We start from the raw sequence: 15,604 nt of genomic DNA, 5'->3' as shown, positions 1-15,604 counted from the left end.
GCGCTAGCTTTAGACTGATTTTGAATTAGGCTTGTTGTTTTTGTAAACGATACAACCATTGACCGTATAAGAAGATCCCAACGGCGGAAATGGCTCCAATAGCGCCGATGATGTACCAAGCCATACCGATATCATGAGTATGATAAAGTAACTGAGTTAATTGCTTAGCGCTTTCACCTGTATAGGCCACTAAGGTATCAAAGGCTTCACCTTGTGGAATGGCGGTAATGGCACTTTCACTCATTCCTCGCTCGGCTAACAGCTCCCTTGAAAAACGCTCTTTTGAGGCAAAATGCTCGTACAGTTTAGGGCCAAAATAACCTTCTAATCCCCAGCCAATACCTTGGGGTAACATGACAAAGCCTAAGTACATGGCTTTTTTACCTTCTGGTGCAATATTGCCCATGAATTCGTTTTTCTTTGGGCTTATCATCATTTCGCCAATGGAAAATAAAGCGATGGCGAGTACTATCATCCACGCAGCATTGGTCGCACCAATAAAGACAAAGGCGAGAATACTGAATAAACAGCCCATTAACATGGCGCTGGTGATACGATACTTCGCCGTTAAGGCAGCAATGAGAAAACAGCTGGTCATGATCATGCCAGCATTGAGATTGAGCATGCCCTCGGGCATCACTTTGGTACCAGCATTATTCAGGCCTAACCAAAACTGAAGCATGCCATTACTGGTGCCCGCTTCGCCAAACAAGCTAGTGACAATCACACTGGTATCCACCCATTCAGCAATGTGAATGGGAAGCACATCAAATAAGGCATTAAACATAAACCAAAAACCAGCAAATACTAACATGTAGTAAATCACCACAGGTTTTTTGAGCTCATGCAATGCATCTTTCCAGAGTACTTCTTGCTTGATTTCGCCAGATTTAATTTTGGCGTTGCGGGCGAGTCGCTCGGCCTTACCAGGTTCTTTATAAGCCAGTAATAATAAAAGGTTACATGAAATGATGGCCGCACAAGCAAAAAAGACATTTTCCCATGACAATTGGCGCATGTGCACGGCCACTAAGGGGCCTAAAAAGCCACCTATGTTCACTACTTGGTAAAAAATTCCCCAAGCCATGGAGGAGTTATTTCGGTTCGTGGAGAGAACAAGAGTGCCCTGAATGCCGGGCTTAAAAATGCCGGTTCCCCCTGCAAGTAACATGGCACCGATTAAAAACCCCCAAAAACTGGGGAAAAAGGCCATGACCAAATACCCTGCAATTTTTACCAAAGTAGAGATAAAAATGGTTTCTTTATAGCCGACTCTATCGGATATGCCACCCGTGAAAACAGGGATAAAGGTTTGCATTAAGGCCCAGATTGATATGATCACACCATAATCACTTAAACTGATCCCAAGACCGCCTGCAGAGCTGGGTGATTGGGCATACAGGCCGGCACTGGCTTTCACGCCGTAATATGCGATACGCTCAATGAGCTCCATGCCGCCGACCATCCAAAATATATAGCTTAAACTGGCAATGGACGCCCACATGCCCAGTTGTTTTACTTCACGCAGATCATTACCTGAGTGGGAAATACTTTGACTCATGCTGTCTTACCCCAAATTATCTCAAAACGGGTTCACTCTTTCGGCCTGATAACAGGCTGTGATTGAATAAGTGTTAACGTTTGAGTGATGATGTGTTTTTTTTGTTTTAAGTTGGTTACTTTATCTGATTTTGACAGAAAACACCAAATCTTGTCTTTTGCATACAAGGTTGCATACAAAGTTACTGTATATGTTGAATGTGTGAAACCATCACTTTGTCATGTTTTTATCGGGTTTACTTATCTTTTGTCATTGAGTTTGTATATCGCCTTGACAAGCTAATGCCGAAATATTCACTTAGATTGGTATTAGATTTATATAAATAAAAAATACGTATAAGTTTTAATTCGTTTGGGCTATGAGCAGGTTGAAGTCAGTCATTTAGGCTATAATTTGTTCATCTTGTGATTTTGTTTTTAATTGTTTCTTTATTGGGGAGTGTGAATATCAGTGTTGAACTTGTATACATTGGACAGCATTCGCAACCATCAGTAAAAGGTGTTGTTGTGAAGCAGATCTCACATATTGATGAATTACCTAAAGACTTTTTAGGGTGTTGTATTATTGATTTCGCGCCCGTTGAACAAGATGTACTTTTAATGGCAATCCATCGTCATCCAAATTATTGTGGATGGCTTTTATTTGTCATTCAATCGAGTTTTTTATCAGAGGTTCTAACTGATGGTATTTGGGCGTTGTCAACATGGCAGTCAATGCAAGAGGCTTTCTTAAAACGTAAAACTGGATTTCCGTTAACGGGGAAAAACCGTTTTATGGAATGGTTGTGGCTCGCGCCTCATCGTCGAGTAAGCCCAATCAAGCGTTTGAATAATCAAAGTATTTACACTTATCCTGTTTTAGAGTGTTATCATCAGCACATTGATGATCCTCAGCCTTTTTTTCACGAGTTAGAAAAAAAAGCCTTATTAGATAAAGATAAACTGCTTGATAAAATACGTTTATGTTCTACATGTCAAAGCAGTTTACTCAATTATATTGAAACCTGTCCACATTGTCACAGTATTGATGTCATAGAAAGAGTGTCGCTACATTGTTTTACTTGTGGATACGTCGAAAATGAGTCGCTGTTTACTCGAAAAGGTAAATTAGAATGCCCTAAATGCTTTACACAAATGAGGCATATTGGTGTGGATTATGATAGGCCATTAGAAACTTTTTTTTGTAATGCTTGTGACTCTACATTTATTGAAGCGAATACTATGGTGAGATGTTTTAATTGTGATAGTTTATCTTCAATTTCGAGTTTGTTAGTAAACAAGATATTTACTTATAAATTAGGTTATTTATCTGAATATTATTTACGTAATGAGAGTGTTATTTTGGCTCCCTCATTAGATTTTGATGAGATAATTGCTCCTCATTATTTTTCAAGTATTTTACCTTGGTTAAATAAGATCGCAATTCAGCATAAACAAGAACATTATGTCATGGCATTACAGCTTAATTCGGTGAAGGAAAATCCGATAGAGGAATCTAATGGTACATTGATGATATTGGTAGAAGAGTTATCAAAAAATGTTTGTCGTATGATTAAGGATACGGATATCTGTTGTCATTATCGAACTGATTTAATTTTAGTTTTTATTAATATGCCGATTAAGGACGATATGCAGTTAATTGAAAACAAGGTGAAAACACTATCAGAAAAAATAAAGGAGGATAGTTTTTTTATTGAGGTTTACTATTTTAGCCTGCCTGATCCTAGTTTAATCAATACTGATATCTGGTTAGATTGTAAATTGTCAAGTGAACATTATGAATGATATTTACTATTTTATTTCAATGTGGATTTATGTGCCTGTGAATAATTTTGAATTATTAGTTATGGCTTTCCCTTTATTTATTCTCATTGAATTACCTTTTTTGATATTGATTTTTATTGGAGTATTAAAGTGGTTTAAGTTGAGTCATAAAAACGATGGCGATGACTTTCCAACGATCAGTGTGATTGTGACTTGTTATTCTGAAGGTGATGCAATCAGAACGACAATCGATACCCTTGTTGAGCAATATTACCCTAATGATATTGAAATTATATTGGTGATTGATGGAGTAAAACAAAACATAGAAACTTATAAAACAGCATTATTTTATAAGAAAAAATATAAGAATAGAAGTATGAGGAAGATTAAAGTGTTACCTAAATGGTATCGAGGAGGAAGAGTTTCAGCTTTAAATGCTGGATTGTTTGAGGCTAAAAATCAACTCGTTATTAATGTCGATGCTGATACTTCCTTTGATAATAATATGGCTTATGAAATGGCTTTGGCATTTAGTGATCAGAATGTCATTGCTTCGGGTGGTGCATTGAGAGTTAGAAATGAAAATAAGAATTTTCTAACTAAATTACAGTCTATAGAGTATATGTTATCTATGAGGCTTGGAAAAATAGGAATGTCAGAATGGGGGGTGATAAATAATATTTCAGGGGCATTTGGTGCTTTTCGTAGAGAAATGCTTAAAACCATTGGAGGATGGGATACACATACAGCTGAAGATTTAGATTTAACGGTAAGGTTAAAACAATATAAAAGGCGATATCCATTCTATAAATTGTGTTTTTCTTCGAACTCAATTGGTCACACAGATGTACCTGATACTGTGATGAGTTTAATAAAGCAGAGGCTACGATGGGATGGTGATTTATTATTTCTATATTTAAGAAAGCATAAAATAGGGTTAACAGTAAAACTATTAGGATGGGGTAACCTGATTTTTCTATATATATATGGTATTTTTCAAAATGTTGCTTTACCATTTATGATTATTTTTTATCTGTTATTTTTACTAGTAACATATCCATTTGTTGTTGTTTTATCTTTGACGCTATTTTTATATCTTATTTATCTATTTACATGCAGTATATACTTTTGTACCTATTTGTTATTAGTTTCAGAAAAGAAAAATATTGATATATATTTGTGTTTATGGTTACCTTTATTTCCAATTTATCAATTTATTATGAAGTTACTCTCTGCATTTGCAATGTCTAATGAGATTTTTAGACGTAGCCATGAAGAGTCTAATATGGCACCTTGGTGGGTGATAAAACGGGGTAAGCGGTTTTAATTATGGAAGTACAATTTCCTCATGAAAAAACAAGTCACCCTTTAAATGATAAAAAAGTATCCTATGGTTCTTCAAAGAGAAACGGTTATAAACTAAGGTGGTATTTATTATTGTTTATTGTTTTAAGCCCTGTTTTTATAGTCTTATACTTTATTTATTATAATTATATTTTAATTGTGGCACCTGGTATATTAACAGTAAACCCTATTGTGATCAGGGCTTCAGAGGATGCAATAGTTAATAAAATAAATGTCATAAATGGTCAAAAAATATCATCGGGTCAACATTTAGTTAGAATGAGTAATAGTTCATTAACTGCTGAGATAGAATTTATTAAAAAATCATTATCCAATTTGAAGAAAGAGCATTCAAGCACCACTCAGGTTGATTTTTCCTTTTACGAAAAAGCTATTTCTAATGCTAAAGACAATATGGGAGGGATATCAAAGATTAAATCAGACTATGATAAATATAGGAATAATAGCCTAGTATCAGAATTAGATTATATTAATATAGTTAACTTAGTGTATTCATCTGAAATCTTATTATTTAACGAAAAAATAAGGTACAATCAGGCATTGGTTGATTATCAAGAAAATAAAATATCGGGATCCTTTGCAAAATTAGTACTCGATTTTGAAAAGGAGCTCGCGCTTAAGAATAGTCATTTAAATAATTTAAATATTACTAGCCCATTTGATGGACTGGTCATTGAGACATTAGTATTGGAAGAGCATCGAGTTCTACAAGGTGAACCCATTATTAAAATAGCAAAAAATGATATTCCTCAAATTATTGGTTATTTAAAGTCTGAATATGTTGATAGAGTGAAGTTAGGGAATTCTGTGACGATTATTTTTCCAAATGGAAAAAAATACAGTGCTAAAATCGCATTGCCGACGGTGTTAGCCAGTAAGCTACCGACTCAATTAGCCAAGCCTTTTGAAGGGCAGCCAGCATTGCTTAAAGTGACCATGTCTTTTGTAGAAGAACCTGCAGTGGATACTTGGGTAGAAGGTATGCCAGTGAGTATTCTGTTTAATTGACGTCAGTTAGGCTGAAACAATATATACCCATGACTGAGGGCTCCCCACTTTTCTGGCTCATAAACAATGAATACTTATTGTGAAGTTAGGGCAAGAGCATACTTTGTTATTGTCCTTTAACATGACCAAAAATAAGCAGTGACTCAACACTGTTTGCTTCATGAATACGACAGTTATCCTCTTTAAAAACAACATCTAATATCCAATGTAAGTTATTCTCTATTTGCCAGTGACCACGGACTGCTGTTGACATAAATTTGGGAACAACTTCATGGGATGAAATATAAAACTTGGTGTCAATAGTTGTTTTATTTTTGACTTTACGATGTCGCTCTACTGCAACGATTGTATTGATTGACGGCCATTTTTCCTTTATCTCATCACTCACAATAAAAGGCAGCTGGAAAATAATACGGGTTTCTTCTCGTCCATGCCCTTTATGTGTTGTTGAAAAGTGAGGCAGTGTATCATCTGACTCAAAGGCTTTGGTAAATTGAGCTTGTACCGCTTGAGACAAGCATTTTTGATTGCCTTTAACTTGGATTTAATCATCGGCTTTTCTTGAAATAATGGCGGCTAATGTGTTGGCCTGAGCATGGAGTGCATCAAGCGTAATCAATGCATTATCAATGTCTAACATATTGAGTAAGGATTTGGTTGTTGCTATTTCTTTTCCTTTGCCCGAACTCAGTTCTTGATAAAGGGCAAGTCCAGTATTGATATCAAAAGCAGCAACCGAATGAAATGCCTTGTTACCGAGTTTTGAAGCCATTTTTAATGCTTTTCCATCAATCGCAATCAAGGGCTTATCCGCTTGTTGTCGTTTTTTATTTATCCAGCTAATCAAGCATAATTGGAGTGCCTCTGGGTTGATTGCTTGTACGATTCGAGCAATGGTATGTCTACGTGGTATGCCGTTTTTAAAGCAATGAAATTGCCGCAACCAATTGAGTTTCAGCTCACCAAACTGCTGTATTTCAGCCCAACCATCTTGGCCACTGGTCATGGCTGAAAACACAAGGAATAACACATCGACTAGATTATGGCGCTGGTTCACATGAGAACGAGGATCGTCAAGAAGTGACAAATGATCGAATAAGGACATAATGATAAAAAGTGAATTAATTTGATGATCTAATTATCATTATCGCAAAAAGTTCACTTTTTTTAAGAGTATGATCCCGCCCTGACGACTTGGCTTATAAACTCTGTTATCGGGCAATTGAGGAAATCTTTGCTGAATGCAATATTCATTTTGACCACTCCACATTAAACCGTTGGGTTATTCAATATGCTCCGCTACTTGACGCTAATATTAGAACTAAAAAACGTCAAACTCACGGTTCATGGCGAATGGATGAAACCTATATCAAAGTGAAAGGTCAATGGGTTTACTATTATCGTGCCGTTGATAAACAAGGCGATATTGTGGATTTTTATTTGAGTGAAAAGCGCGATGAAGCCGCTGCACTGCGGTTTATCAACAAAGTGATTAATCATAATGGTCTATTACACTGGGTTGTCATTGATCAAGGTGGGGCCAATATCGCTGTACTCGATGCCCTTAATATTTGGTTGTGATTAATGGGATGCATGTTATTGATGATTGAGGTACTTGAAATTAAATATCTCAACAATATAGTGGAGTAAAGTCACCGTAAAATGAAAGGGAAAATACATCAATGCTTAGGTTGGCACTCTTGGCTTGGGGTTGAAGCAACATTATCAGGTGTTGAGGTTTGGTCAATGCTTAAGCAAGGACAGATGAACACGGAACGTAACATGATCCCATGGGAACAGTTTCATTCTTTAGCGGGATAGTTGTATCTGAAGGGCAGTGTCCCTTCATTTTAGCCATTTTATTTGAGTTTGCGACAGAACCAACTTACGCATGGCTACTTAGTAGTATTACATATATGTATTTTATTTATATTTAAATAAATAATAATATCAGTGTGTTAAATAAATCTTGGATAATAAGGTATTACATTTTTAATTATGAATCCTTATGGCATTATGTAAACTATATGAGACAAATTAATTTAACAATTTATGCTTTTTAATAGTTGCCAATATGTTGCCATAGTGTAAGTTACTGCAACAAGTGAGAAGGCAATGCTATGCCTGTAATACTTTTTTGTGACTTACATTGATAAAGATCACCTTGATTAATAACAAATATGTTTTCGCTTAAGGTTTGCCGATAAGGAAATGATTAAAAATGCCATATAATGTGTCAACTTGCCTGATGCAAGGGCTTAGCCAGTTAGGGATTCGTCATGCTTTTGGTGTAAGTGGTGGTGGGATCGCCCATCTCTATGACGGTATTTTACACAGTGAGTTAGAAATGTCTCACTTTAGGCATGAGTCCGGTGCCGTCTTTGCCGCAGCCGAAGCCTATTTTGCAAATCAAGAACCTGTGGTTGTGTTTGTAACAACCGGCCCTGGGATTATTAATTCTTTAAATGCATTGATGGCGGCAAAAACAGAAGGCGCTAAACTTATTTTTTTATCGGGTTGCACGGGGGCTTCTCAGCGTGGCAGGGGAGCAATACAAGAAACCAGTCACCTAACCACTCCCCAAAGCAGTATTTTTTCACCTAGTGAGTTTTTTGATTTTGCACTTAGAGTAGAGTCGGGGAGTGAGTTACCTACCTTAATGCAACAATTATCGGTTGGTTTATCCCAATCTCAAGGTTTTATTGCACATGTATCCTTACCTATGGATTTACAAAGTGCTTTTTGTGAACCGATGGATTTTAAATTATCAAATTGCCATTCATCTATTGGTATCTCCGATGAAATTGCTGAAAAGGGCGCGGCCCTATTAACACAAGATAAATTTGCTGTTTGGGTCGGCTTTGGTGCACGTAAGGCATCTGAAGAAATCAAAGTGTTAGTTGAGCGAACTCAGGCGCGTGTTTTTTGTACCCCGCGTGCTAAAGGCATTTTTCCTGAAAATCATGAATATTTTGTAGGCGTTACAGGCATGGGGGGTCATGATGAAGTTGATGTATTTAACCGTGATCATCGGCCTGATTGGATTTTAGTATTGGGGACGCGTCTAGGTGAATCCTCTTGTTTCTGGCAAAAAAATATGGAACCTAAAAAAGGCTTTATTCATGTCGATATTGACAGTCGTGCATTTGGTGTCGGGTTTAATCAATGTTATACCATGGGAATACAAGCGGATATAAAAGTATTTTTACAACAATTGTTGGCAAAACTGCCCCCTCAATCAAGTTTTGCGAATTCTTCGCCTACTTTTAATAACCTGCGTGCATTTGCGACATCAACTAATTGGGAGCAACAAGTGTTTGAGGCGGACTCGCCTCCTCAGGTGTCTTTATTAATGGCTGCATTACAAGAGTTTGTTATTAATAAGACAGATGCAATCATTATGGCCGAATGTGGTAATGCGTTTGCTTGGACGAACCATTATTTACGCTTCGATTTACCAAATCGATACCGTGTCAGTGCCTTCTATGGCTCTATGGGACATTTTGGTGCAGGTGTTGTTGGCGCAGCTAAAGTGCACCATGATAAAGCATTTACTGTGATTGGTGACGGCTCAATGTTAATGCAACATGAAGTTCATACTGCAGTGAATTATCGGCTGCCTGCTGTGTGGATAGTATTAAATGATGCTGGGTATGGTCTGTGTGAAATGGGGTTAAAAGCCATGGAGCTTAAAGCCGATGAGACGTCATTCGAAGAGGTTGATTTTGTCCAGTATGCTAACTCGTTAGGTGCCAAAGGGTACACGGTGAACTCCAATGCCGATATCCAACCTGCTGTGTTGGCGGCGTTACATGCTTCCGGGCCATTCATTATCGATGTGAAAATTATGAATACTAATGAAAAGTCGCCTTTCATGGGTCGTATTGAAAGTCTTAAGCAACAAGCAAAAGGTGCGCAGAGTAATGTACCTGCGTGGGGATTAAACGAAGATAAGAAGTGTCGAGAGTAAAGGAATGCTACTAAATAATCTAGAAAGGACACAAAATAAAGTATCTAAATCGAGTTCGATGAATGTCAAAGATCAACAAGAGATTTATCTTGATGGAGACTCGTTAAAGATAGAACATTTAGTGGCAGTTGCGATAGAAAATAAATCTGTTTATTTATCTAATTCTAGGGCTGTAACAGACAAAATTGATAAGGCGCATCAATGTTTACAAGAGTTCGTTAAAAGTGGAGTGCCCATTTATGGGGTGACCACCAATTTTGGCGGCTTAGCGAATCAAAGTATCGAGCCTCAACATTGCCAACAATTACAACAAAATTTAATAAAAGCGTTAAAAACAGGAACTGGAGATAAATTAAGTGTTGCAGACGTTAGAGCTGCGATGGTCGTTAGAGCTAATGCTTTGATGAAAGGTGCATCAGGGATCCGCTTGGAAGTGATTCATCGACTCATGATATTTTTAAATGCAGGCATGACACCTGTGGTTTATGAATTAGGCTCTATTGGTGCCAGTGGTGATTTGGTGCCATTAAGTTATATTGCTGGCGCTATTATTGGCTTAGATGATTCTTATCAGGTTGAGTATCAAGGGAATATCATTGATGCTTTAGCAGCATTGAAAATATTAAATTTACCGCCATTAACATTAGAGCCAAAAGAGGCGTTATCTTTAATTAATGGTACGTCAGTCATGGCAGGAATTGCGAGTAATTGTGCCTATGAAGCTGAATTACTCACTCGGTTGTCGCTCTACTGTCATGCTTTTTTTATTCAGGCATTGAAGGGTTCTATCGATCCTTTTCATGAGTTTACTAATAGCTTAAAACCTCATTCAGGACAAATGCAGGCTGCGCATTATATGAGGCAATTATTGGATGGGTCTAGCTTAGTTAAAAAAGGCAATATCAATGTTAAAAAGGTAGATGGGCATCAAGTTTTTGATGATCTCGTTCAAGATCGTTATTCGATCCGATGCTTGCCACAGTATTTAAGTCCTTGCATTGAAATGCTTCAAAGTATTGCATCTAGTTTAAATATTGAAATTAACTCAGCAACTGATAATCCATTAATTGATGTGGAAAATAATACTTTTCATTACACCGGAAACTTTTTAGGTTTAGATATTGCGGTGAATATGGACAGATTACGACATACTATAGGCTTGATATCAAAGCATTTAGATGTACAAATTGCGTTATTGGTCAGTCCAGAATTTAACCGTGGTTTACCTAGTTCTTTGGTGGGTAATCAAGATAATTTGAATTTAGGTTTAAAAGGTTTGCAGCTGTGCGCAAACTCTATTATGCCAATGTTAACCTATTACGGTAATTCTATTAGTGATCGTTTTCCTACGCATGCAGAGCAATATAATCAAAATATCAATAGTCAAGGCATGGCGGCGTCAGTGTTTACCACTAAGTCTCTTTTTTTGTTTAAGCAATATTTAGCCATTGCTTTATTGTTTGGCATACAAGCCGTTGAACAGCGTTGCTTGAAAGAGTATGGCAGTTGCGATCCGAGGGAGCAGCTTTCTAGAAAAACTTGTGAGTTATATGAATTAATTTATGACATCTTAGGTTTATCAATTAACGCTGAGCGATCGCTAATCCAAAATGATCAGGATCAAGCATTAGATAGCTATATTATCCAGTTAGTCACGGAATTAGGCAATGGTGGAAAAATAATGGATTATCTTAAATCTCATACTGTTAGTTTACTATCTAAGTTTTAGTGAACCATGTTAATAACATAAGGTAAATATAATGGCATCAAATGCTGGTATTGAACAGAAATTAAAGGTATTTGCGCAATGTCAATCTGATGCCATTGCAATAAAGCATATTAATGGCATTGGCGTTGAATGTGATTCTATTACTTATTTAGAGTTATATCAGCGTTCAGTTTCCATGGCTTATCATTTATTTAAATGCCAACAAGAGATTAAAAACAAATCCGTATTAATTTTACTACAACCTTGCATTGATTTTAGTATCGCATATTTTGCTTGCTTGTTTAGCGGATTACATGGGATTCCTGTTAAGTCACCTGACTTTATGAGTGCTGAAAAAAGTTGTGCTTTTATTCGTTATGTTATTGAACACAGTCAAACGGAAATGATACTTGTTGATGATGAAACATTATCACTATTGAAAATGGATAAAGTGCTCGTTGATTTACTTGATAAGTGCGTTGTTATTAATAGTCAACATATTGAAATTATAAATGAAGATGAAAGACATTCTCTTGTGTTGCCAGACTTTGATAATGAACGAATTAATTATCTTCAATATACATCCGGATCTACGGCTAATGCCAAAGCTGTTGTTGTACGCAATAAACAACTACTTTTTAGTTTACAAAATAACATGGCGGCATGGAATTATTCATCTTCTAGTATAACTGTTAATTGGGCTCCCCATTCGCATGTTTATGGATTAGTTTGTGGTTTGTTACTGCCTCTTTATTCTGGGGGGACGATTATTCTTATTGATCCTAATGATGTGGTAATGAACCCTGAATTGTGGTTGCAAACACTTTCTTATTATAAAGGAACACATAGTGGTTGCCCTAATTTTGGCTATGAGCTTTGTAATAACAGATTAAATAAAAAAGAGGTGAGTCAATACGATCTTAGTCACTGGCACTATGCAATAAATGGTGGCGAAATGGTTAAATTAAAGACTATGAAAGACTTTACTGAACTTTTATCTGATAGTGGTTTTCAATTAAGAAGCTTTTGTCCTGCATATGGTATGTCTGAAATGGCAGGATTAATTAGTACACAAAAGCCATCACAAAATCCGTCTTGTTTTTATGCAGATAAATACGCATTAACTGAGAATAAAGTGTTTGCTCTGGATGCTGATGCTCCTAATAGCACTGCGATAGTCGGGTCAGGCATGCCAGTAGATGGCTTAGATTTAGTTATTGTTGACCCGATACGTAAAGATAATTGTGCTGAAGGTATCGTTGGTGAAGTTTGGCTTCATTCTTTAAGTTATTGTGATGAATATTTATTTGTCGATCCTAAGAAAAATAATAGTCGGAATATATTTAATAATAGGGTGTATTTTGCAACAGGTGATATGGGATTTATTGATCAAGACCAGTTATTTTTAACCGGCCGTTTAAAAGAGCTGATTATTATTAATGGTAAAAACTATTATCCCCATGATATTGAAAATGTTATTAAAAATATCTCACCTGATATGGAGGCACTGACTTGTGTGGCATTTACGGTGGAATCTCATGGGAACTTAGGTCTTTGTATTGTACAAGAAACAAATGAGTATGAAGTTAGTTATTTTGTTGAACATAAGAAGGCAATACGTGCACGTGTTTATCAAGAATTCCAATTAAATGTATTAGAGTTTGTGTTTGTTTCACAGGGGCAAATACCTCGTACTGCGAGTGGTAAGTTGCAGCGTGGCAGAGCTGCTAAATTGTATTTAAAAAACGAGTTTATTCAATTTTCTCAGAGTGTAAGTTAACAAATAAGGATAGGTTATGGATCGTATAAATGTAGATATATTAAGTATAGGAACGTATTTTCCAGAGGAAATACGAACCAATGATTGGTGGTCCGATAATATTGTTAATGTTTGGGCTAAAAATCATGCGAAAACAATGGATCATATTGATACGGCTTTATATCATGGTGGTTTAAGTGATATTGAAACTAAGGTATTTTCAGCCATTAAAGTCTATGCTGATGATCCCTTTAATGGTGCCAAAAAGCGCTATATTGCAGATAAATCCCAGAAATCTTCTGATATGGAAACCATGGCGATACAAAATGCATTAAAAAATGCAGGTATAAAAGCTGAACAGCTCGATTTTATTTTGGTTCAAACAACGACACCTGATAATTTATTCTCTACTAATGCAGCATTAGTTCAAACGCGTCTAGGTGCTTCAAATTCCTGCTTTGTTCAATCAACAGAAGGCATGTGTAATGCGTTTCTAACACAATTGCAATTAGCCCAAGGTTTGATTGAAAGTGAGCAGGCAAAATATGGTGTTATTGTACAATCATCAATGATGTCACCTTATCTAGTACGCGAAGATTATATGTCTTCACAATTTAGCGATGGTGCCGTTGCCGTCGTGATTGGAGGCAGTAAGACTAAGAATGTGCTATCTATGTGCCATCACTCAGATGGTTCCATTGGTAATTACGCGAATTTAGGGATCAGTGATAAGCATTGGTATGAAGATGGTAAAATCCAAGTTTATATGAATGAAACTAATACCTCCCAAGTTATGCAAGGGATTAAGTTGGCTAAAGAAATGGTTGAAAAATCACTTCATTTGGCACAAATAGAGAAAAATGAAATTAATTTTTTTGCGGGTCACCAAGGTATCGCATGGTTTAGAGAGGTGACTCAGTCCCATGCAGGATTAGAGAAGGCGAAAAGTTATGATACTTATCCTTCATGTACTAGCATTATTGGCGGTAATATTCCTTTAATTCTTCATGATGCAATGGAGGCGGGAGTGTTGAAAAAAGATGATTTAATTAGTTGCTTTACTCCAGCTGTTGGAACTATTGCTTCTTCAGCGGTATTGAGATGGAAACTTTAGTTCTAAATAGGTGAGCTATGTTAGATACGTATCATGAAAATGAAGTGGTTCAACATATTGTAGCTGAAACGTTAAAGATGCCATTTGAGGATATTGATCCTAATGCTCAAATTGTCAATTATGGCATAGATTCTATTCAGAGTTTAGCGATTATTGGACGTATTAGGAAGTATTATGCAATTGCTGATTTTCAGGTAAATTTAGCTAATATGAGTATTAATGAGCTGCAGAATGAAGTCATTACTAAAGTGACAGTTTAAATAGATTACAATATTTGCAAATAGGGTTTAAATAGCATTTTGAGTTAGGTTTTTTCAATATTGACCTCCGTTTGTAATACGTGTAATAAGGTGTCACTTTGAATTGCACATGGTAATAATATATTATAAATCAACAATTAGTTGAGCTGTTTGGATTTTAATTTTTAATACGTGTTTTTGAGATAAAGAGAGCGGTTCTGTCGCAAACAGCGTGAATACTTTATGATCCAAGCATCACTTTTTATGTCCACTCCTATGACTCTCAATTTTTCAGGCTGGCATTCCCCTTCCGCGATCATCATGTAGGCACTTCGTTACTACTTGGCTTACAAACTCAGTTATCGTGACATTGAGGAGATCTTTGTTGAACGCAATATTCATTTTGACCACTTCACATTAAACCGTTGGATTTTTATTTGAGTGAAAAGTGTGATGAGGCTGCTGCACTGCGGTTTCTAAACAAAGCGACCAATTTATAACAGACTAGCGCATCGGGTTGTCATTGATAAAGTGGGACCAATATCGCCGCTCTTGATGCTCTTGATGCTCTTAATGTTCGGTTGTGGTTAATGGGATGCATGTTATTGATGATTGAGGTACTTGAAATTAAATATCTCAACAATATAGTGGAGTAAAGTCACCGAAAAGTGAAAGGGAGAATGCACCAATGCTTAGGATGGAAGTCTTGGATTGGGGGCTGAAGCAACATTAGCAGGTGTAGAGCTTTGGTCAATGATTAATACCAATTCTATTATATAGATGATCAATTCAGAGCTTTTCAGGCTTTTCAATTCAAGGCGCATTTATGCTGTAATGGTGATCCCCTTTCAAATGAATGCAACGCTGAAGTGGAATGTCCGAGAAGCTCACTTTGTGCGGGTTTCAACATACTTTATGCTACGTTAGCTGCTTTCGATATAGAATAACTATTAGCTTCAATCATCTGCGACCGCCATGGATGGTGGGACTGTCTGTTAATGCTGGGGCAATTAACGACCTTGCCTACAGCATGTTGAATTCCCGCTGAAAGATCACTTATATAATGGGATTGGTATAAGCTCACAGCTAAAAGAAAGCCTGTAGCATGCTTTATGCC

At 36.6% G+C, this 15,604-nt stretch carries 10 protein-coding genes and 3 pseudogenes; 11 read left to right on the top strand and 2 right to left on the bottom strand.

The genetic code is table 11. The features are described 5' to 3' along the window. Positions 1–25: 25 nt before the first annotated feature. Complete coding sequence (locus tag Q0791_RS01275) at positions 26–1,561, bottom strand: MFS transporter (protein WP_299002022.1); 1,536 nt, start codon at positions 1,559–1,561, stop codon at positions 26–28. Positions 1,562–2,067: 506 nt separating this feature from the next. Here Q0791_RS01275 and Q0791_RS01270 point away from each other — a divergent pair. The 3 genes from Q0791_RS01270 to Q0791_RS01260 are packed head-to-tail and all read left to right on the top strand — an operon-like array spanning position 2,068 to position 5,697. Continuing rightward, positions 2,068–3,345 (top strand): hypothetical protein, encoded by a 1,278-nt coding sequence (locus Q0791_RS01270; protein ID WP_299002020.1) that lies wholly within the window; start codon positions 2,068–2,070, stop codon positions 3,343–3,345. Continuing rightward, positions 3,338–4,651 (top strand): glycosyltransferase, encoded by a 1,314-nt coding sequence (locus Q0791_RS01265; protein WP_299002018.1) that lies wholly within the window; start codon positions 3,338–3,340, stop codon positions 4,649–4,651. The genes Q0791_RS01270 and Q0791_RS01265 overlap by 8 nt, the downstream gene beginning before the upstream one ends. Before the next feature lie 2 nt (positions 4,652–4,653). Beyond that, positions 4,654–5,697 carry an HlyD family efflux transporter periplasmic adaptor subunit gene (locus Q0791_RS01260; protein ID WP_299002017.1) on the top strand — a complete coding sequence of 348 codons (1,044 nt, stop codon included), beginning with the start codon at positions 4,654–4,656 and terminating at the stop codon, positions 5,695–5,697. 106 nt (positions 5,698–5,803) lie between these two features. On the opposite strand, the pseudogene Q0791_RS01255 reads toward Q0791_RS01260, so the two are convergent. After that, a pseudogene (locus Q0791_RS01255) lies at positions 5,804–6,802 on the bottom strand (ISAs1 family transposase). Positions 6,803–6,891: 89 nt separating this feature from the next. On the opposite strand from Q0791_RS01255, the pseudogene Q0791_RS01250 reads away from it, so the two are divergent. The 8 genes and pseudogenes from Q0791_RS01250 to Q0791_RS01215 form a co-directional block, all read left to right on the top strand. Then, positions 6,892–7,347: pseudogene (locus tag Q0791_RS01250) on the top strand (IS6 family transposase); the annotation flags it as partial. Between the two features lie 12 nt (positions 7,348–7,359). Further along, complete coding sequence (locus tag Q0791_RS01245; protein ID WP_299002015.1) at positions 7,360–7,518, top strand: hypothetical protein; 159 nt, start codon at positions 7,360–7,362, stop codon at positions 7,516–7,518. A 400-nt stretch (positions 7,519–7,918) separates the two neighbouring features. Next, positions 7,919–9,667, top strand: coding sequence for a thiamine pyrophosphate-binding protein (locus Q0791_RS01240; RefSeq protein ID WP_299002013.1), 1,749 nt, complete (start codon positions 7,919–7,921; stop codon positions 9,665–9,667). A gap of 4 nt (positions 9,668–9,671) precedes the next feature. After that, complete coding sequence (locus Q0791_RS01235; RefSeq protein WP_299002011.1) at positions 9,672–11,396, top strand: histidine ammonia-lyase; 1,725 nt, start codon at positions 9,672–9,674, stop codon at positions 11,394–11,396. Positions 11,397–11,427: 31 nt separating this feature from the next. Then, positions 11,428–13,155, top strand: coding sequence for an AMP-binding protein (locus Q0791_RS01230; RefSeq protein WP_299002009.1), 1,728 nt, complete (start codon positions 11,428–11,430; stop codon positions 13,153–13,155). 16 nt (positions 13,156–13,171) lie between these two features. After that, complete coding sequence (locus tag Q0791_RS01225) at positions 13,172–14,248, top strand: 3-oxoacyl-[acyl-carrier-protein] synthase III C-terminal domain-containing protein (protein ID WP_299002008.1); 1,077 nt, start codon at positions 13,172–13,174, stop codon at positions 14,246–14,248. Between the two features lie 17 nt (positions 14,249–14,265). Continuing rightward, on the top strand, positions 14,266–14,508 hold the full coding sequence (locus tag Q0791_RS01220; protein ID WP_299002006.1) for an acyl carrier protein: 243 nt from the start codon (positions 14,266–14,268) through the stop codon (positions 14,506–14,508). A 255-nt stretch (positions 14,509–14,763) separates the two neighbouring features. Continuing rightward, positions 14,764–15,267: pseudogene (locus Q0791_RS01215) on the top strand (DDE-type integrase/transposase/recombinase). Positions 15,268–15,604 lie beyond the last annotated feature (337 nt).

The organism is uncultured Shewanella sp., from assembly GCF_947495455.1.
Taxonomy (GTDB): domain Bacteria; phylum Pseudomonadota; class Gammaproteobacteria; order Enterobacterales; family Shewanellaceae; genus Shewanella.
The sequence above is the reverse complement of the archived record's forward strand: the minus strand, read 5'-3'. Positions and strand labels throughout refer to the sequence as shown.